The sequence below is a fragment of the Comamonas faecalis genome, assembly GCF_039538025.1.
GTDB classification, from domain to species: Bacteria; Pseudomonadota; Gammaproteobacteria; order Burkholderiales; family Burkholderiaceae_C; genus Comamonas_C; species Comamonas_C faecalis.
This window is the reverse complement of the sequence record NZ_BAABBP010000025.1, coordinates 37,547-56,459: the sequence shown is the minus strand read 5'-3', so window position 1 is coordinate 56,459 and position 18,913 is coordinate 37,547. Positions and strand designations below refer to the sequence as shown.

Here is an 18,913-nt window from a genome sequence, read left to right as displayed (position 1 = left end):
CGCCGATTGGGGGCATCCCTCCCGCAGAAGCTGAGGCAAACTACTGGCGGCAACTCGCCGTCAGCAACACCTCGACAGAGGTGTCAACTTAAACCAATCAGCCTCCTTGAAACCCGGGGCGGTTCAGGGGCAGCACACGGCGCACACGGACGATTCGGGCGGCCTGCTGCGCACCAAAGCCAAGAGCTAGCATGGTTGCGGTTGGGACGGTGTTGATGGTATGGGCGAGGCTGGCTCCGGTGCGTATCGCCATGGGGGTTCTCCTGGTGGGGGCTGGGGGGTTGTAGACAAAGAAACCCTCGGGGCATCCTTTGAGGGCGAGACCTACGAGGGGGAGGAACGAAGTTCCCCGTGTGAGCTGTCCCCCTGAAGGCCACCACCAGGACGTTGTTCAGATGGTCTCTGTGTCGTCCTGGTGAACCCCTTCAGGGGTTAGATCTACGAGGGGGAGGAACGAAGTTCCCCGTGGTGGGGCAGCCCCCTGTGGTTCCCTTATAGGTAACCCTATGGGTTTATCTCTAAAGCCTATGCTGGAAACCGTAGGCTCTCCTACCCCCCCTACCCCCCCTTCCTCACCGCAGGTCACCCGAAGGTGCAAGCCATGAGAACCGGTTGGTAGAGTGAGATAGGGAACCTACGGACTCGACACCGCTAGGCCATGCCTAGCACCTACGTGGTGTACCGTTAGTTATCCCTGAGCACTGCACCTTACGATGCCTGCCATCCCCCACCAACACGGGGAGGATGCCCCCAGATAAGCGCCAGCCGCGAGAACACGGCCCCTTATCCGAATAGGGGGGGGCAATTGATTTCCCTGTCTCCAGCCCCCTGCGGGGCCTGCCCCGGGTGGTCTGAACGACTTTCGCTGAAATTTCAGCGTAAGTCCCGGGGGCGTTCAGTAGCGCTGGGCACCGCTAGGCCCATACCGAGCGCCTAGCACCCTGCTAATCCTCACGGTGCCCCTTGGCGAGGCCCGTAAGGGGCCGTAGGGCGTCCGTAGAGGGGCAGGCGAGGGGTAATAGTCACGGCCCCCAAAAGCGTTCCTGGGGGCTTCTAGGGGGTATCAGGCACGGGCTGGCGCAGCTAGCACCGCGTACAGCGTTGACCGTGAGACCCCCAGCGCCGCAGCTACCCGTGCCTTCGGGATGCCCTCTGCAACCATCGCCCGGGCACGGGCCACGCCTTCAGCATCTAGCGATGGCTTGCGCCCCTTGTAGACCCCCTTGGCCTTAGCGATGGCGATGCCCTCCTGTTGACGCTCCCGGATCAATTCCCGCTCGAACTGCCCTACGGCCCCCAGCAGTTGCAGCAGCAGGGTGTTCATGGGGCTGTCCTCCCCCGTGAAGGTCATTCCCTGCTTGGTGAACGTGACCGCGACGCCCCGCTTGGTGAGTCCCTTAACGATGCCTTCGAGGTCACCCAGCGAACGCGCCAATCTATCCATGCTGTGAACGTAGACGCAATCCCCCGCCCGGACGTGGGAAAGCATGGCCTGAAGCTGTGGGCGCTGGGTGTCTTTGCCGCTGGCCCTGTCCGTAAATACCTTGTCCAAGGCCACCCCTTCCAGTTGGCGGGCGTCGTTCTGACCTACGGAGCTAACCCGGATATAGCCTACCCGCTGGCCGGTGCTAGCGCAGCTAGCGGTGGTGCTGGGGGTGGTGCTGGCGCAGCTAGTGGTGTGGGGCATGGGTGAATCTCCATTCAAAAAAAGGGGGGGGGGGCTAGCCGCGCTGGCGGTTGCAGTGTTTGAATGGAGTCTAAGAGTTTTTTCGGAAAGTGTCAAACAATTCCGAAGTCAACCCTAAATGGACACTTTCCAGGGCGCCCTGAGATGTGCGGCTGGGGTGTACTTCAGATGGACGGGGGTATGCTCAAAAATGAGGACACCATGAACCGCCACGGCCCCCTGACCATGACTCGAAGCCCGGGCTGCGGCCCGAGGGAGGGGGGCACGGGGGGAGTCGCCGCACTGTCTGTATCGAGTGGGGCCAGACAAATTTCTACCAAAACTTTTGACCCCCTCCCTCCCGTTGCTAGGCTTGGCCCAGCGCTGCCCCCGTAGCCTTACCGTCAATCACCAGGTGCATACCGAGGCCCCAGACCTCTACCCCAGCGCTCCCGCTGCTGGAGCACCCAGCTGTGCGCCTCTCGAAGTCCCATAGGGGCGCCCCCGTGCGGAACTGAAGAAACAGCCCCCGGCCCCCTGCGCTGCTTGCATAGAAGTGGTGTCCGTTGAGTTCGAGGGTCAGGCCGTGGATTGTCAAAGTCATAGCTATGTAGGTTGCTTCTCACGCGCCAAGATCGGCGCGGGACGGATCATCGGCGCCAAGGTCACACCGCCGGGGGAATGCCCCCACAGCATCCCCTCCCCTATTGACACTCTCGCCACAGAGACGACCTGAGGGGGATTTCAGGGGCGATTCCTCTACCCGCACCGCAGGGAATCCATTAGGAATCATCAAGTTACATCTACAGTGGGCAGGCGCCGCCGTGCCTAGGGCATACGCGGAACAGCGGTCGTTTTGAAACTGCTACCATGGGGCTTCGCTGTGACATTTTCTTGTATCACTGAAGACCCCGAGCAACCGCCTAAACTGTTGATTTGCAAAGAAGTTTGCACGTCATATGGCGGCGGTAAGGCTCGTCACCCCTCTTCTCCCCCCTCCCTCCTGTCTTTGCTGCGGCTTGCGCGGGCATGGCCCGTGGCCGCCCTGATTGCCTGCTGCGCCCTGCCCGTGCAAGCCCAGCCGGCGGCGGTGCAACCCACGCTGGCGCAGTCCTATCACCCGGGCGTGGAGCTCGCACACTACTGGGTCAGCGAGAAATACGATGGCGTGCGCGGCCTGTGGGACGGCCGCCAGCTGCTGAGTCGCCAGGGCCTGCCGATTGCCGCGCCTGCCTGGTTCACCGCCGGCTGGCCGGCCACTGCACTCGACGGCGAGCTGTGGGCCGGACGCGGGCGTTTCGACCAGGCGCAAAGCGCGGTCGCGCAGGCGCAGCCCAATGACAAGGCATGGCGGGCCATGCGCTACATGGTGTTTGACCTGCCCGCCCATCCCGGCACTTTTGACGAGCGCCTGCCGGCGCTGCAACGCACGGTGGCCGCCATCGGCCAGCCCTGGGTGCAGGCCGCGCCCCAGTGGCGCGTGGCCTCTCACGCCGCGCTGATGGAGCAATTGCACGAACTGAACCGCGCCGGCGCCGAAGGGCTGATGCTGCGCCGGGGCGACGCGCCCTGGCGCGGCGGGCGCAGCGCCGACTTGCTCAAACTCAAGGCCTTTGAAGACGACGAGGCCACCGTCGTGGGCCACCTGCCCGGGCGAGGCAAGTACGCCGGCCAGACCGGCGCACTGCTGGTGCAATTGGCAGACGGGCGGCGTCTGCGCCTGGGCTCGGGCCTGAGCGACGCGCTGCGGCGCAACCCGCCGCCCGTGGGCAGCGTGGTGACCTACCGCTTCAACGGCCGCCACGCCAGCGGCCTGCCGCGCTTTGCGCGGTTCTGGCGCGTGCGGGCGGACAATCCGCCGCCAGCCGGCGGGGGCGGATCGCCCAGTCGTTAGAGCGTGCGGCCGAATGGCCCATCGCTGCCCACCTGCACCTGCCGGCCCCGGGCTGCGCGACCGCGTGCGGCGGTCTTGGCCTTGGGCGCGCGCTGCGGGGCGTCGGCCTGGGCCACGCAGTCGGCGTAGTAGCGCACCTCGCCATGCTCGTCCTCGATTTCCACCAGACCATGAATATCGGTCTCGAAACCCGGGCACAGCTTGGCGAACTCGCGCGCGAACTTCAGGTAATCGACGATCTTCTTGTTGAACACCTCTCCCGGGATCAGCAGCGGAATGCCCGGCGGATACGGCGTGATCAGGCTGGTGGTGATGCGCCCTTCAAGCTCGTTGATCGCCACGCGCTCGGTCTTGCGCTGGGCAATGTGGGCGTAAGCGTCGCTGGGCTTCATCGCCGGCGTCAGGTCGCTCAGATACATCTCGGTCGTCAGGCGCGCGATGTCGTACTTGGCGTAGAGCTGGTGCACGTGCTGGCACAAGTCCTTCAAACCCATTTTCTCGTAGCGCTTGTGCTGCTGGCAGAACTCGGGAAGGATGCGCCACATCGGCTGGTTCTTCTCGTAGTCGTCCTTGAACTGCTGCAGCGCGGTGAGCAGCGTGTTCCAACGGCCCTTGGTGATGCCGATGGTGAACATGATGAAGAACGAGTACAGGCCGGTCTTCTCGACCACCACGCCGTGCTCGGCCAGATATTTGGTGACGATGCTGGCCGGGATGCCGTCCTTGCCGAACTTGCCGTCCAGGTTCAGCCCGGGCGTGACGATGGTCGACTTGATCGGGTCGAGCATGTTGAAGCCGTCGGCCAGGTCGCCAAAGCCGTGCCACTTGGCGTCGGTGCCGCCTTTTTTGCGGCCCTTGGCGCGAAACACCCAGTTCTCGGCCGTCCCCAGGCCTTCTTCGATCAGCTCCTGCGGGCCCCAGACCTTGAACCACCAGTCGTTCTTGCCGAACTCTTCCTCCACCTGGCGCATCGCGCGGCGAAAGTCCAGCGCTTCCAGCAGGCTTTCCTCGACCAGCGCGGTGCCGCCAGGCGGCTCCATCATCGCGGCGGCCACGTCGCAGCTGGCGATGATGCTGTATTGCGGCGAGGTGCTGGTGTGCATCAGGTACGCCTCGTTGAACAGGTGACGATCCAGTTTTTCGCTTTGCGAGTCCTGCACCAGCACGTGGCTGGCCTGGCTGATGCCGGCCAGCAGCTTGTGGATGGACTGCGTGGAATACACCACCGAATGCTTGGGCCGCGCCCGCTTCTTGCCCATGGCGTGAAAGCTGCCATAGAACGGATGGAAGGCCGCGTGCGGCAGCCAGGCCTCGTCGAAGTGCAGGTTGTCGACGTAGCCGTCGAGCAGGCCCTTGATGGTCTCGGTGTTGTAGAGCACGCCGTCGTAGGTCGACTGCGTGAGCGTCAGCACGCGCGGCTTGACGGTCTTGGCGTCAACGCCTTCGAGCAGCGGGTTGGCCGCGATCTTGGCGCGGATGGTCTCGGGTTCGAACTCGCTTTGCGGGATCGGACCGATGATGCCGAAGTGGTTGCGCGTGGGCTTGAGGAACACTGGCACCGCGCCCGTCATGATGATGGAGTGCAGGATGGACTTGTGGCAGTTGCGGTCGACGACGACCACGTCGCCCGGCGCCACCGTGTGGTGCCAGACGATCTTGTTGGACGTGCTGGTGCCGTTGGTGACGAAAAAGCAGTGGTCGGCGTTGAAGATGCGCGCCGCGTTGCGCTCGGATTCGCCAATCGCGCCGTTGTGATCCAGCAGCTGGCCCAGTTCCTCGACCGCATTGCACACGTCGGCGCGCAGCATGTTCTCGCCGTAGAACTGGTGGTACATCTGGCCCACCGGGCTCTTGAGGAAGGCCACGCCGCCCGAGTGGCCGGGGCAGTGCCAGCTGTACGAGCCGTCCTCGGCGTAGTCCAAGAGCGCCTTGAAGAACGGGGGCTGCACGCCCTCCAGGTAGCTCTTGGCCTCGCGGATGATGTGGCGCGCCACGAACTCGGGCGTGTCCTCGAACATGTGGATGAAGCCGTGCAGCTCCCGCAGGATGTCGTTGGGCAGGTGGCGGCTGGTCTTGGTCTCGCCGTAGATATAGATCGGCACGTCGGCGTTCTTGCGTCGCACCTCGCCGATGAAACTGCGCAGGCTGTGGATGATCGGATCCTGCCCCGCGCCCAGCGTGAATTCCTCGTCGTCGATAGACAGAATGAAGGCGCTGGCGCGGCTTTGCTGCTGCGCAAACTGCGAGAGGTCGCCGTAGCTGGTCACGCCCAACACCTCGAAGCCCTCCTCCTCGATGGCCTGCGCCAGCGCGCGGATGCCCAGGCCGGACGTATTCTCGGAGCGGTAGTCCTCGTCGATGATGACGATGGGAAAACGGAATTTCATGCGCAGCCTCCCGGGCAAGCGATCAAGCTAAAAACAGACAGGCGCGAAGTGTAAGAAAGAATCCAGGGGCCTGACACGCGTACCCGTGTATTTGGCCCAGAATCGCGATTGGCCACAACATTCGATAAGGAGGGACTCTGGTGGACATGGACGCATCCAACATCTGGTGGCTGCTGGCCGGCTTCGCGGTCGCAGCCGAGCTCATCACCGGCACTTTTTACCTGCTGATGCTGGCCATCGGCCTGGCCGCTGGCGCCGTGGCCGCGCACTTCGGCCTGTCCAGCAGCATGCAGATGGCAACCGCCGCGGTCGTGGGCTCGGTGGCGGTGCTGGCCACCTACTATGTGCGTCGTGCCCGCCCGGGCGACCCGTCGCCGCGCTCCGAGCGCAGCGTCAACCTGGACGTGGGCGAGACCGTGCAGATCGACGCCTGGAGCGCCGACGGCACGGCCCAGGTACGCTACCGCGGTGCCAACTGGACGGCCATCCTCGCCCCCGGCACCACGCCCACACCCGGTTCGCACCGCGTCGTCGAGCTCGTCGGCAGCCGCCTGCTGGTCGAGCCGCTGTAACCCTCGCCTCACCCCGTTTACCCATTCCCGAGAAAGCAAATCCATGGAAGTCGCCATCGTCATCGTCGTCATTGCCGTGCTGTTCATCACGCGCGCGGTCAAGATCGTCCCGCAGCAAAACGCCTGGGTCAAGGAGCGCCTGGGCAAGTACGCCGGCACGCTCGCGCCGGGCATGAAGATCATCATTCCCTTCATCGACCGCATCGCCTACAAGCACAGCCTGAAGGAAATTCCGCTGGACGTGCCCAGCCAGGTCTGCATCACGCGCGACAACACGCAGCTGCAAGTCGACGGCGTGCTGTACTTCCAGGTCACCGACCCGATGCGCGCCAGCTACGGCTCCAGCAACTACGTCGTCGCGGTCACCCAGCTGGCGCAGACGACGCTGCGCAGCGTCATCGGCAAGATGGAGCTGGACAAGACCTTCGAGGAGCGCGACATCATCAACGCCCAGGTGGTCGCCGCCATCGACGAAGCGGCGCTGAACTGGGGCGTCAAGGTGCTGCGCTACGAGATCAAGGACTTGACCCCGCCGGCCGAGATCCTGCGCGCGATGCAGGCGCAGATCACCGCCGAGCGCGAGAAGCGCGCCGTCATCGCCACGTCGGAGGGCAAGCGCCAGGAAGAGATCAACCTGGCCGACGGCCAGAAGCAGGCCGCCATCGCCCGCTCCGAGGGCGAGCAGCAGGCGCAGATCAACAAGGCCCAGGGCGAGGCATCGGCCATTCTGGCCGTGGCCGAGGCCACGGCGCGCGCCATCGCCCGCGTGGCCCAGGCCATCGAGCTGCCCGGCGGCAGCCAGGCCGTGCAACTGAAGGTGGCCGAAAAGGCGGTCGACGCCTACAGCAAGGTGGCCGCCGACGCGACCACCACGCTGATCGTGCCCAGCAACATGACCGAGGTGTCGGCGCTGGTCAGCTCGGCAATGAAGATGATCCAGACCAACCAGAAGTGATGCCCGCCGCGCAACGCGCATGAACCAACCCCTGGATGCCCTCGCCTTCCCTTTGCGCGGCAGCCGGCTGATCGAGGCCAGCGCCGGCACCGGCAAGACCTGGACGATTGCCGCGCTCTACCTGCGCCTGGTGCTGGGCCACGGTGGCGAGAACGCCTTTGCCCGCCCACTGCTGCCGCAGGACATCCTGGTGATGACCTTCACGCGCGCGGCCACGCGCGAGTTGACCGAGCGCATCCGCGCGCGGCTGGTGCAGGCGCTGGCCTGCTTTCGCGGCGAGGCGCCCGTGCCCGACGGCGACGCCGTGCTGCAGGGACTGCTGGCCGACCACGCCGACCCTGCCGAGCGCGAGGCCGGCGCCTGGCGCCTTCAGCTGGCTGCCGAATCCATGGACGACGCGGCCATCCACACCATCGACGCCTGGTGCCAGCGCATGCTGCGCGAGCACGCCTTCGACAGCGGCAACCTGTTCGACGAGACGCTGGAGGCCGACGAGCGCCAGCGGCGCACCGAAGCCGCGCAGGACTACTGGCGCCAGCAGGTCTACCCGCTCGCAGGCAGCGCGCTGGACGCGCTGCTGCAGGTCTGGCCGACGGTGGAAGCGCTGGTGGCCGACATGGCGGCGCTGAGCGACGAACCGCTGGACCCCGCGCTGGGCCAGGGCTGCGCGGCCCAGGTGCTGGAGCAGGCCCAGGCGCAGCGCCAGCAGCAGTTGCTGCAACTGGCCAGCGGCTGGCAGGAGCGCGCCCAGCAACTACAGGGCTGGCTGGCCGGCCAGCTGGCGCACAACGCCGCCGCCTGGACGGCCAGCAAGCTGCGCCCCGCCAACACCGGGCGCTGGCTGCAGCTGCTCAGCGACTGGGCCGCGCAGCCCCACGACGCGCTGCAAGAGGCGCTTGGCACCGGCGCCACCCGCCTCACGCCCGACGGCCTGCTGGATGCATACAAAGGCGCGCCGCCCGCGCCCCTGCCTCAAGAGTCGCAGGCACTGGCCGACCTGCTGGACGCGCTGCGCGAGCTGCCCGGCGCCGGCACCGCGCTGCGCCTGCACGCGGCCGTGCACGTGCAGCAGCGCCTGCGCTGGCTCAAGCGCCAGGCCGGCACCTTCGGCTTTGCCGACATGCTCGACCGCCTGAACGCGGCGCTGGCCGGCGCGCGCGGCCCTAGCCTGCGCGCGTCCATCCTGGCGCAGTACCCGGTGGCGCTGGTCGACGAGTTCCAGGACACCTCGCCCGCGCAATACCTTTTGTTCGACCAGATCTACCGCAGCGCGGACAACGACACGGCAAGCGCGCTGCTGCTGATCGGCGACCCAAAGCAGTCGATCTACGGCTTTCGCGGCGCCGACATCTACAGCTACCTGCAGGCGCGCCGCGCCACCGCCGGGCGCCACTATATGCTGGGCACCAACTACCGCTCCAGCGGCGCGCTGGTGCAGGCCATCAACCACTGGTTCGACCAGGCCGAGCAGCGCGCCGGCAGCGGAGCGTTTCGCTTCCGCTCTGCAAGCACCGGCGCCGCCGAGCAGGACGACCCGGTGCCGTTCACCGGCGTGGCCGCCGCCGGCCGCGCCGAGCGCTTCGTCGCCCAGGGCAGCGCGCAGCCGGCGCTGCACACCGTCTGGCACGCCGGGCCGGGCGACGAGCCGCTTTCCGCCCAGGCGCTGCAGCCCCACCTGGCCCAGTGCTGCGCCGAGCAGATCGTGCAGTGGCTGGGCGACGCAACCACCGGATTCGACCGCCCCGGACACGGCTTCACCCGCCTGAAGGCCGGCGACATCGCCATCCTGGTGCGCAAGAAGAGCGAGGCCGACGCGGTGCGCCGCGAGCTGCAGCGCCGCGGCGTGGCATCGGTCTACCTGTCCGACCGCGAATCGGTCTTCACCAGCGGCGAGGCGCGCGACCTGCTGCTGTGGCTGCGCGCCGTGGCCGACCCGCTGAACACCCGCCACCTGCGAGCGGCACTTGCCACGCCGCTGGTCGGCCTGGCGCTGGCCACGCTTGAGCAGCTGGCCCACGACGACCAGGCGCTGGACGGCTGGAGCGAGCTGCTGCGCCAGCTGCACGGCGCGTGGCAGCGCCAGGGCATCCTTGCCATGCTGCGCCACAGCCTGCACCGCCTGCAACTGCCCGCACGCTGGCTGCAGGACGCGGACGCCGCCGGCGAGCGGCGCCTGACCAACGTGCTGCACCTGGCCGAGCTGCTGCAGAACGCCAGCGCCGACCTGGACGGCGAGCACGCGCTGATCCGCTGGCTGGCCGGGCAGATCGACAGCCCCGGCGGCGACAGCGACGAGCAGGTGCTGCGCCTGGAGAGCGACGCCGACCTGGTGCAGGTCGTCACCATCCACAAGAGCAAGGGCCTGGAATACCCGCTGGTGTGCCTGCCGTTCGCCGTCGGCTACCAGCCGCGCCAGCGGCGCAACACCGCGCTGCTCAAATTGCCCCAACCGGGTGGCGGCCACCTGCTGCGGCTGGACTACAGCGACGCCGAGCTGGCCCAGGCCGACGAGGAGCGCCTGCGCGAAGACCTGCGCCTGCTGTATGTGGCGCTGACCCGCGCGCGCCACGCGCTGTGGCTGGGCGCCGGGCCGCTGCGCCACGGCAACGGCAAGGCCTGCATCAACCAAATGACCGCCTGGGGCTATCTGCTGGGCGGCGACACGCCTCTGGACGGCGCCGCCTGGTGGCAGCGGCTGCAAGCCTGGTGCGCCGGCCAGCCCGCCAGCCGCTGCGAGCGGGCGCCCGAACAGGTGGCGCTCACCCGCCTGCCCGCGCCGCAGGGGCAGCCGGCGCTGCACGCCGCGCCACCCTACCGCGCGCAGTTCGACCGGCGCTGGGGCATAGGCAGCTTCTCGGCGCTGGTGCGCGACCTCTCCCCGCTTGAGAGCCCGCCCCAGGCCGCCAGCGACCCACTGCCCGATCTGCCTGATCTACCCGATCTGCCCGACGCGCCCGCATTGCACGGCCTGGCCACCCCGCGCCCCGCCGACGACGAGCCGGCCAGCCAGCAGCCCGTCGACACCGCGCTGCCCGGTGCCACGCGAGCCACCACCCTCGCGCCCTGGCACCGCTTTCCCGGCGGACCGCTGGTCGGCAACTTTCTGCACGAACAGCTGCAGTGGCTCAGCGACGAAGGCTTTGCCCTGGCGCAGCAGCCCGCGGCAGATGACCCACTGGCCGCCGCGCTCTTGCGCCGCTGCGAGCGTGCCGGGCACGGCCCGCGCGCGCAGGACGCGCTGGCCTGGCTGGCCGCCGCGGCGCACCAGCGCCTGCCCGGCGTGGACGCCTCGCTCGTCCAGCTGGCCCAGGGCGGCGCCCACCAGCGCCTGGCCGAAATGGAGTTCTGGATGCCTGTGCAGCAGCTGCCCGCCGCCCGGGTGGACGCGCTGTGCCGCGCGCACATCCTGCCCGGGCAGGAACGCCCGCCGCTGCCCGAGCGCAGCCTGCACGGCATGCTGATGGGCTTTGCCGACCTGGTGTTTGCCCACCAGGGGCGCTACTGGGTGCTGGACTACAAAAGCAACCGCCTGGGAGCGGACGCCGCCGCCTACGGCGCCGACGCGCTGGCGCAGGCCATGCTGACGCACCGCTACGACGTGCAGGCCGCGTTCTACCTGCTGGCGCTGCACCGCCTGCTGGGCCAGCGCCTGGGCAGCGCCTACGACCCGGCGGCGCAACTGGGCGGCGCGCTGTACTACTTTCTGCGCGGCATCGACAGCGCCGCCGCCGGCGTGCACCTGCTGGCGCCGCCTCTGGCGCTCTTGAACGAGCTGCAGGCGCTGATGGAATCCACCCAGCCGGAGGCACTGGCATGAGCCCGCCGCGCGCCGTACGCGACAGCGCCACCGGCGACCTGTTCGCCGCACTCACTGCGGACGATGCACCGCCGCCCGCCGCGCCGCTGACCGGCGACGCGCTGCTTGCATTGCTGCGCCAGTGGACCGACGCCGGCCTGCTGCGCCATATCGACACCGCGCTCGCCGCGCTGCTGCACGAGCAGCACGCAGACAGCCCGCCCTGCGCGCTGCTGGCCGCCGCGCTGCTGGCGCAGATGGAAGGGCGCGGCCACAGCTGCCTGCCGCTGGCGCCATTGCTTCAGTCGCCGCTGGCCACGCTGGCCTGGCCACCCGAGCATGCCGACGCGGTCGATGCGCTGTGGGCGCAGCTGCCCGCCAGCCTGCCCGGCTGGCTGCAGGCGCTCACCGCCTGCCCCTGGGTGCGCACCGCCACCAGCGACGGCACGCCACTGGACGACGACGCCGGCCAGCCGCTGGTGCTGGTCGACGCCGCAGGCAGCGCGCCGCTGCTGTACCTGCGCCGCTACTGGCTGCACGAGCAGGCGGTGGCACGCCACATCACCGCCCTCAGCAGCGCCACGCCGGCCGCGCCCGTCGACATCGGGGCCGCGCGCGGCTGGCTGGAGCGCTTTTTCGCGCCGACGCCGGACGCCGCGCCCGACTGGCAGAAAATCGCCTGCGCGCTGGCGCTGCGCGGGCAGCTGACGCTGATCACCGGCGGCCCGGGCACCGGCAAGACCTATACCGCCGCGCGCCTGCTGGCGCTGCTGTTTGCCACCGCCGCCCAGCCCGACCAGCTGCGCGTGGCGCTGGCCGCGCCCACCGGCAAGGCGGCTGCGCGGCTGAAGCAGTCCATCGACGAGGCGCTGGGCGCGCTGCAGCACAGCGTGGGCAGCGCGCTGGATCTGGGCGCGCTGGTCGAACGCACCGGCGCGGCGCGCACGCTGCACGCGCTGCTGGGCGCGCGCGCCGGCACGCGCCACTTCAGCCACCATGCGGGCAACCCGCTGGAAGTCGACGTGCTGATCGTCGACGAAGCGTCGATGGTGCACCTGGAGATGATGGCCGCACTGCTGGCCGCGCTGCCCGCCAGTGCGCGCCTGGTGCTGCTGGGCGACAAGGATCAGCTCGCCTCGGTCGAGGCCGGCGCCGTGCTTGGCGACCTGTGCCGCGGCGCCGAGGCCGGCCGCTACGCCCCGGCCACCGCGCAGTGGATTGCCGACCTGACGGGCGAGATCCTCGCGCCGCAATTCCTGGCCACTGGCGCCACGCCCGATCCGCTGGCGCAGCACACCGTGATGCTGCGCGCCAGCCGCCGCTTTGGCGGCCCCATCGGCCAGCTGGCGCAGGCGGTCAACGAGGGCGATGCAGCCGCCGCCGGCGCGCTGCTGCAGCGTGGCCGAGGTGGTGGGGACAGTGGCGAGGTCGCGCTGCGCCAGGGCGGCACGCCCGCACAGGCAGTGCAGCTGGCCTGGCCCGGGCGCGCCGGCACACCCAGCTATGGCGGCTACGCGCAGGCGCTTGCGCGCTGGCAACCGCTGCGCGCCAGTGCCGGGCAGGACGGCTTTGAAGCGGCGCACGCCGCCTGGGCCGCCAACGTGCTGCGCGCCTTCGAGCGCTTTCGCCTGCTGTGCGCGGTGCGCGAGGGAGACTGGGGCGTGCAGGGCCTGAACCGCGCGATCGAGCAGGCGCTGGCGCACGCCGGCGTCATCGCCCAGACGGGCGGCAGCTGGTACGCCGGGCGCCCGGTCATGGTCACGCGCAACGAGCCGCAGCTGGGCGTGTTCAACGGCGACATCGGCATCGCCCTGCCCGGCGCCGCGCCCGACCACGCGCTGCGCGTGTACTTTCTGCAGGGCGAGCAACTGCGCTCGGTCGGTGTGGCGCGGTTGGCACAGGTGCAGACCGCGTTCGCAATGACGGTGCACAAAAGCCAGGGCTCGGAATTTGCCCACGCCGCACTGGTGCTGCCCGCCAGCGCCGGCCAGCTGCTCGCGCGCGAACTGGTCTACACCGGCATCACCCGCGCGCGGCAGGCGTTCACGCTGGTCGAGCAGCACGCCGGCCTGCTGGCCCAGGCCATCGAGCGCCCCACCCAGCGCGCCAGCGGCCTGGCGCGGCTGCTGCGTCGCTGACGCCGCCAAAAACCCGGCACGGCGCCGGCGGCCATGGCACAGGGGACAATCGGGCCATGCCCGCACAACCCCAGGCGCAGCCGGCGCCGCACTCCCCCTGGCGCCTGTCCGTGGCGCCGATGCTCGATTGGACCGACCGCCACTGCCGCTACCTGCACCGCCTGCTGTCGCAGCGCGCCCTGCTCTACACCGAGATGGTGACCACCGGCGCACTGCTGCACGGCGACGTGGCGCGCCACCTGCGCTTTGGCACGGCCGAGCACCCGCTAGCGCTGCAGCTGGGCGGCAGTGAGCCGCACGACCTGGCCCGCGCGGCCCGACTGGGCCAGGACTGGGGCTATGACGAGATCAACCTGAACTGCGGCTGCCCCAGCGAACGCGTGCAGCGCGGCGCCTTTGGCGCCTGCCTGATGCGCGAACCCCAGCTGGTGGCCGACTGCGTCAAGGCCATGGTCGACGCGGTCGGCGTGCCGGTCACCGTCAAGCACCGCATCGGCATCGACCAGGTCGAGGACTATGGCTTTGTGCGCGACTTCGTCGGCACCGTCGCGCAGGCGGGCTGCAAGGTGTTCATCGCGCATGCGCGCAGCGCCTGGCTCAAGGGCCTGAGCCCAAAGGAGAACCGCGAGATCCCGCCGCTGCGCTACGACGTTGCGGCGCGCCTGAAGGCCGACTTTCCCCTGCTGACGATTGCGGTCAACGGCGGTATCAAGGACGACGCCGCGGTGCACGCGCAGCTGACGCAGCTCGACGGCGTGATGGTGGGCCGCGAGGCCTACCACAACCCCTGGTGGCTGGCGCGCTGGGACGAGGCCTTCTTTGGCGCCGCGCCCAACGCCCTCACCCGCGAACAGGTGGAAGAAGCCATGGTGGACTACATGGAGCGCGAGGCCGCCGAGCACGGCACGCACTGGTACGCGGTGGCCCGCCACATGCTGGGCCTGCGCCACGGCCTGGCCGGCGCGCGCCGCTGGCGCCAGGTGTGGAGCGACCACCGCCTCAAGCACTTGGGCGCCCGCGAGGTCATGGCAATTGCACGCACCGCGCCGGCGCCGGCACCACTGGCAGCCTGAAATCAATATCCCCTGGAGAACCAAGGGTGGGGACGCGATACGGCCCGCCCTTGATCAATATTGATATTCTGCTATAATGCGGGCCTTGCGCAGACTTATCTCGCGCTTGTTTTGCAAGCAAATTCGCCTTGCAAACCATTTTGACCCAAGCATGGGTCGCTGAATTACCAGCCAATCGCTGGAACCCATTTATCAGGCAGGCCCACCTCTTCTTGCAGGCTGCAAGCCCCTGCCTCGGCTTTTTTGCCGTGATATTACCCGGGTATATTGGATGTCGAATTTCGGCAGGCATCCATTCGCCCCTTGTTTTAAATTAACCAGGAGATGTTTGATGAGTATCGAAAACATGCGCGTTGCCATTTTGGGCGCCGGCCCCAGCGGCTTGGCACAGCTGCGCGCCTTTGACGCGGCCCGCCGCGCCGGCCAGGCCGTGCCCAAGGTGGTGTGCTACGAGAAGCAGTCGGACTTGGGCGGCATGTGGAACTACACCTGGCGCACCGGGCTGGACGCCTACGGCGAGCCCGTGCACGGCAGCATGTACCGCTATCTGTGGTCCAACGGTCCCAAGGAATGCCTGGAGTTCTCCGACTACAGCTTTGAAGAGCATTTCGGCCTGCCGATTGCCTCCTACCCGCCGCGTGCGGTGCTGCGCGACTACATCATGGGCCGTATCGAGAAAAGCGGCCTGCGCAAGCAGATCCAGTTCCTGCACTCGGTGCAGTGGGTGGAATATGACGAGAACAGCAAGAAGTTCAGCGTCACGGTGCGCGACATGAAGCAAGACCGCATGTTCACCGAGCAGTTTGACTGGGTAGTCGTCGCCACGGGCCATTTCTCCACGCCCAACGTACCGTATTTCGAAGGGGTGGAGAATTTCCCCGGCCGCGTTCTGCATGCGCATGATTTCCGCGATGCGTGCGAATTCACCGACAAAAACGTCCTGATCGTGGGCAGCAGCTATTCGGCCGAGGATATTGGCACCCAGTGCTATAAATATGGCGCCAAATCCATTACCTTCAGCTACCGCTCCGCGCCGATGGGTTTGAAATGGCCGGCCGCTTTCAGTGAAAAGCCCCTGCTCAAGCGGGTCGATGGCAATACCGCGTATTTCAAGGACGGCAGCAGCACCGAGGTGGACGCCATCGTGCTGTGCACCGGCTACCAGCACCACTTCCCCTTCCTGCCCAACGACCTGACGCTGCGCACCCACAACCGCCTGTACCCGGCCAATCTGTACAAGGGCATTTTCTGGATGGACAACCCGCATCTGGTGTACCTGGGCATGCAAGACCAGTACTACACCTTCAACATGTTCGACGCCCAGGCCTGGTATGCGCGCGACGTGATCCTGGGCAACCTGCCCCTGCCCAACAAGGAGGCGATGCGCCAGGACAGCCAGCGCTGGCTGTCCAAGGAGGAGGCCACGACCTGTCCCGAGGAGGACATCGACTTCCAGGCCGCCTACATTCGCGACCTGCTCAAGCCGACCGACTATCCCAACTTCCACGTCGAGGGCATGGCAACGCTGTTCAAGGAATGGAAGCACGACAAGCAGGAAGACATCCTGGGCTACCGCAACCGCAGCTACCGCTCGACCATGACGGGAACGATGGCGCCGCCCCACCACACGCCCTGGATGGAGGCGATGGACGACACGCTGGAGGCCTTCCTGGCCCGGGAGCCCGAGCTGGCCGAGGCCTGATCCACCTGGACTGCTGCCATCCGTGCAAAAGCCCGTGTCGCGAGACACGGGCTTTTTTGCGCTTCACAAAGCAGGCCGCCCGGTGCGATCACGCATTCCGGGCGGTCAAGAGGGTTTCAAGCAGGAGGCGCCCTCTTTCCATCGGGCGCCGCAGGCACTCAGCAGCAGGCACCGCCCGAGCAACAGGAATCTTCGTCTTCGGCGCCGACGGTCTCCAGCCGGCTGATCTGTACGCGCCACAGGCCGGGGCCGGACTGCAGATAAGCCCACTGGTACTGGCCCGGCGCGCGCGACTCCAGCTGGTAGCGCAGCGGCACCGGGTCGTGGTCATTGGCAATCACCAGGGCCTCGCCGGCGTTCAAAGTGTCCAGGCGGCCGAAGATCTGGGCGTGGCGCTCATACGGTGCGATGGTGCGCACGTCGATTTCAGAGATGGCTGCAGTGCTCATCGAGATTCCTTGCGACAGGGGGCGGGGATAAGTGTTGAAAACGGGCGCGGCCACGACTGATGGCGCCCTCATGGGGAAAACAAGAAATTCAGGGCCGGAACACGGGGCCGGAGCCGCCGCGCTTCAGCCGTCCTTGCCATCCAGGCGCGTGCGCGTCAGCCACGGCGTGTAGATCACCAGGTAGATGGCAAACCCCACGGCCCACAGCGCGGCCGCCACCTCCAGGCAGCGCAGGTAGTACTGCGGCTCGATCGCCGGCACGATGGTGCGCAGCACGGCGGCAATCAACACCAGCGCATAGGCGATCGCCTCGCCCTTGGAAGCCTTCAGCGGACGGCCGGTGTGGCCGCGCGCGGTGCGCGTGATCATGCCGATGATCAGCCCGCCGATGACACCCACGGCAAAGGCGTGCACCGCGATCGAGTCGCTGACCCAGCCCAGCTGCGCCATGGCCAGCAGCACGAAGCCGAGGGGCATCCACAGATAGGACAGGTGCAACACCCAGAGAATGGGCCGCGTCAGCGTGACCTGCGGGTGCCATTGGTACAGGCGCACCGCGTGCAGCGCCGCGGCCAGCAGACAGGCCACCAGCGTCAGCATGGCCGGTGCGGAGACCACCCACAGCGCCAGCGCCACCGCGGTCACGGCCAGCAGCGTCAGGTCGAACTTGCGCGGGATCGTGATCACCAGGCCGGGCGTGACGTTCTTGGTGAACATGGGCACGACGCGCCCTGTCATCACGCTGATGACCATCAGGATCAGCGCCAGCTCGGCGTACAGCGAAGCCATGACCGGTACCGTGATCGCGCCCATGGCCGACAGGTGAAACACCAGGTTGGCCGCGCTCATCAATAGCAAGATGCCGATCAGCGGCAGGTTGCGCTTGTTGCCCGCCTGGATCAGCACCCGCAGCAGGATGACCGCCACCGCCGGCAGCAGCACCACGTCCAGCGCGGCGAACACCGGATACGGCGCGACGAAGAAGGCCACGCGCGCCGCCAGCCACAGCAGCGCCAGCGTGCCCAGCAGCGGCCCGCGCGCGGTGTCGCGCCCGGTCCAGGCGCGCACCGCGGTCAGCAGAAAGCCGGCGATCACGCCCGCGGCAAAGCCGAACAACATCTCATGCGCGTGCCAGTACAGCGCAGGCAGTTCCAGATCCCATGGCACGTGGCCGATGAACACGCCGATCCACAGCGGTACCGACACGCAGGCCAGCAGCGCGCTGAGCAGGTAGAACGGGCGAAACCCCAGTCGCAGCAAGGCCATGCCTTTGAGCGCGGGTGCCACGGATGCGGGTGGAGACAGCGGTGATGCGGGCGGTAGGGGTTGTGACATGGCCTGTGAGAGGTGAATGCTCCAGGATCGTGGAGCCGACATGCCGCGCACCGTTGGGCGTGCGACCTATAACATTCATTTTATATGAATCTTAAACCATCCAACCCGGCCAATCAGGCGCGACAGTGACTTGCCCTGGGTACGCGGCCCGGTTCAAGTTCCGGCCGTTGCCGCCGATACCTTGGAGGCTGTCGTCATTTTTCAATCACCATGGATACCGCCCTCACCCAATCGATCGTCCGCACCTCCGCCGCCATGAACCAGCACGCCACTGCCGATGCAGTCGGCGTGGCCGTGCTCAAGAAAGCCATGGACGTGAACGCGGCCACGGCGACCACGCTGATCGAAACGCTGCTGCCCCAGCCAGCGCTGGCCACCGAAGGCGCGCTGGGCACGCAGGTCAACACCTACGCCTGACGTGGCGCGGGGCGCCAGCCCTGCCCAGGCGCGGCTGCGTGCCGCGCACACCCTGCCTCAATGCGCGGCGCCGGCGCTTGAGAACAGCTGAATGACGAGCACGCCGCCGACGATCATCGCCATGCCGGCGATGGCCGGCCCATCGAGCCGCTGGCCATACAGCAGCCAGCCGACGACCGAGATCAGCACGATGCCCAGGCCCGACCAGATGGCGTAGACGACACCGGTGGACATGTGGTTCATCACCCGTGCGACCAGAAAGAACGCCAGGCAATAGCCGGCCACGGCCAGCAGGCTGGGCCACAGGCGGGTGAACCCGGCCGAGGACTTGAGCGCCGAGGTGGCGATCACCTCGGCCGCGATGGAAATGCCGAGCATGACGAGTGGATGCATGGTGGGTCTTTCTTGTACCGCGCTCGCTTCAGAGGTTGAGAATAGATAGCTGGCCCACGCGCTCGGCGCCGGCCTTTGCATAACAAATCAGTCTCATAGCACGCCCTTCTTCGCGGCCGGCCACCGGAGCCAACTG

Annotated in this window: 14 protein-coding genes; 8 read left to right on the top strand and 6 right to left on the bottom strand. The window is 67.6% G+C overall.

Translation table 11 applies throughout. The features are described from left to right. Positions 1-97 precede the first annotated feature (97 nt). Both ABD767_RS13045 and ABD767_RS13040 read right to left on the bottom strand, forming a co-directional pair. Positions 98-253, bottom strand: coding sequence for a hypothetical protein (locus ABD767_RS13045; protein ID WP_344869770.1), 156 nt, complete (start codon positions 251-253; stop codon positions 98-100). An 810-nt stretch (positions 254-1,063) separates the two neighbouring features. Beyond that, complete coding sequence (locus tag ABD767_RS13040) at positions 1,064-1,687, bottom strand: recombinase family protein (protein WP_344869769.1); 624 nt, start codon at positions 1,685-1,687, stop codon at positions 1,064-1,066. A gap of 1,015 nt (positions 1,688-2,702) precedes the next feature. On the opposite strand from ABD767_RS13040, the gene ABD767_RS13035 reads away from it, so the two are divergent. Then, positions 2,703-3,560: a DNA ligase gene (locus ABD767_RS13035; RefSeq protein WP_425549925.1), complete on the top strand. Its 858-nt coding sequence runs from the start codon at positions 2,703-2,705 to the stop codon at positions 3,558-3,560. Here the strand turns inward: ABD767_RS13035 and ABD767_RS13030 are convergent. Further along, positions 3,557-5,947, bottom strand: coding sequence for an Orn/Lys/Arg family decarboxylase (locus ABD767_RS13030; protein ID WP_103044134.1), 2,391 nt, complete (start codon positions 5,945-5,947; stop codon positions 3,557-3,559). The genes ABD767_RS13035 and ABD767_RS13030 overlap by 4 nt on opposite strands. A 146-nt stretch (positions 5,948-6,093) precedes the next feature. Here ABD767_RS13030 and ABD767_RS13025 point away from each other — a divergent pair, with 146 nt between their 5' ends. From ABD767_RS13025 to ABD767_RS13000, 6 genes are all read left to right on the top strand, one after another. Continuing rightward, positions 6,094-6,519, top strand: coding sequence for an NfeD family protein (locus ABD767_RS13025; protein WP_344869772.1), 426 nt, complete (start codon positions 6,094-6,096; stop codon positions 6,517-6,519). 43 nt (positions 6,520-6,562) lie between these two features. Continuing rightward, entirely contained in the window at positions 6,563-7,474 is a 912-nt protein-coding gene (locus tag ABD767_RS13020) for an SPFH domain-containing protein (RefSeq protein ID WP_103044132.1), read from the top strand. A gap of 19 nt (positions 7,475-7,493) precedes the next feature. Further along, positions 7,494-11,291 carry an exodeoxyribonuclease V subunit beta gene (gene recB, locus ABD767_RS13015; RefSeq protein ID WP_103044131.1) on the top strand — a complete coding sequence of 1,266 codons (3,798 nt, stop codon included), beginning with the start codon at positions 7,494-7,496 and terminating at the stop codon, positions 11,289-11,291. Continuing rightward, positions 11,288-13,408, top strand: a complete 2,121-nt coding sequence (recD, locus tag ABD767_RS13010) for an exodeoxyribonuclease V subunit alpha (protein ID WP_103044130.1) — start codon at positions 11,288-11,290, stop codon at positions 13,406-13,408. Before recB ends, recD begins: the two co-directional genes overlap by 4 nt. Positions 13,409-13,464: 56 nt before the next feature. Beyond that, complete coding sequence (gene dusA / locus ABD767_RS13005) at positions 13,465-14,481, top strand: tRNA dihydrouridine(20/20a) synthase DusA (RefSeq protein WP_103044129.1); 1,017 nt, start codon at positions 13,465-13,467, stop codon at positions 14,479-14,481. 331 nt (positions 14,482-14,812) lie between these two features. Continuing rightward, positions 14,813-16,183, top strand: a complete 1,371-nt coding sequence (locus tag ABD767_RS13000; protein WP_344869768.1) for a flavin-containing monooxygenase — start codon at positions 14,813-14,815, stop codon at positions 16,181-16,183. Positions 16,184-16,341: 158 nt separating this feature from the next. On the opposite strand, the gene ABD767_RS12995 is transcribed toward ABD767_RS13000, so the two are convergent. Both ABD767_RS12995 and ABD767_RS12990 read right to left on the bottom strand, forming a co-directional pair. After that, on the bottom strand, positions 16,342-16,632 hold the full coding sequence (locus ABD767_RS12995) for a DUF2249 domain-containing protein (RefSeq protein WP_103044128.1): 291 nt from the start codon (positions 16,630-16,632) through the stop codon (positions 16,342-16,344). A gap of 123 nt (positions 16,633-16,755) precedes the next feature. Beyond that, positions 16,756-17,967, bottom strand: coding sequence for an NnrS family protein (locus ABD767_RS12990; RefSeq protein ID WP_103044127.1), 1,212 nt, complete (start codon positions 17,965-17,967; stop codon positions 16,756-16,758). A 210-nt stretch (positions 17,968-18,177) separates the two neighbouring features. Between ABD767_RS12990 and ABD767_RS12985 the strand changes: the two genes are divergently transcribed. Next, positions 18,178-18,384 carry a putative motility protein gene (locus ABD767_RS12985; protein WP_103044126.1) on the top strand — a complete coding sequence of 69 codons (207 nt, stop codon included), beginning with the start codon at positions 18,178-18,180 and terminating at the stop codon, positions 18,382-18,384. Positions 18,385-18,441: 57 nt separating this feature from the next. On the opposite strand, the gene ABD767_RS12980 is transcribed toward ABD767_RS12985, so the two are convergent. Continuing rightward, entirely contained in the window at positions 18,442-18,777 is a 336-nt protein-coding gene (locus ABD767_RS12980; protein ID WP_103044125.1) for an SMR family transporter, read from the bottom strand. Between the last annotated feature and the right edge of the window lie 136 nt (positions 18,778-18,913).

What these genes read in the sequence shown, in the direction of transcription:
- ABD767_RS12985 (WP_103044126.1), top strand. Translation starts at nt 18,178, where the DNA reads ATGGATACCGCCCTCACCCAATCGATCGTCCGCACCTCCGCCGCCATG.
- ABD767_RS13025 (WP_344869772.1), top strand. Translation starts at nt 6,094, where the DNA reads ATGGACGCATCCAACATCTGGTGGCTGCTGGCCGGCTTCGCGGTCGCA.
- ABD767_RS12995 (WP_103044128.1), bottom strand. Translation starts at nt 16,632, where the DNA reads ATGAGCACTGCAGCCATCTCTGAAATCGACGTGCGCACCATCGCACCG.
- recB (WP_103044131.1), top strand. Translation starts at nt 7,494, where the DNA reads ATGAACCAACCCCTGGATGCCCTCGCCTTCCCTTTGCGCGGCAGCCGG.
- ABD767_RS13045 (WP_344869770.1), bottom strand. Translation starts at nt 253, where the DNA reads ATGGCGATACGCACCGGAGCCAGCCTCGCCCATACCATCAACACCGTC.
- ABD767_RS13030 (WP_103044134.1), bottom strand. Translation starts at nt 5,947, where the DNA reads ATGAAATTCCGTTTTCCCATCGTCATCATCGACGAGGACTACCGCTCC.
- ABD767_RS13040 (WP_344869769.1), bottom strand. Translation starts at nt 1,687, where the DNA reads ATGCCCCACACCACTAGCTGCGCCAGCACCACCCCCAGCACCACCGCT.
- ABD767_RS13020 (WP_103044132.1), top strand. Translation starts at nt 6,563, where the DNA reads ATGGAAGTCGCCATCGTCATCGTCGTCATTGCCGTGCTGTTCATCACG.
- ABD767_RS12980 (WP_103044125.1), bottom strand. Translation starts at nt 18,777, where the DNA reads ATGCATCCACTCGTCATGCTCGGCATTTCCATCGCGGCCGAGGTGATC.
- ABD767_RS13000 (WP_344869768.1), top strand. Translation starts at nt 14,813, where the DNA reads ATGAGTATCGAAAACATGCGCGTTGCCATTTTGGGCGCCGGCCCCAGC.
- ABD767_RS12990 (WP_103044127.1), bottom strand. Translation starts at nt 17,967, where the DNA reads ATGTCACAACCCCTACCGCCCGCATCACCGCTGTCTCCACCCGCATCC.
- recD (WP_103044130.1), top strand. Translation starts at nt 11,288, where the DNA reads ATGAGCCCGCCGCGCGCCGTACGCGACAGCGCCACCGGCGACCTGTTC.
- dusA (WP_103044129.1), top strand. Translation starts at nt 13,465, where the DNA reads ATGCCCGCACAACCCCAGGCGCAGCCGGCGCCGCACTCCCCCTGGCGC.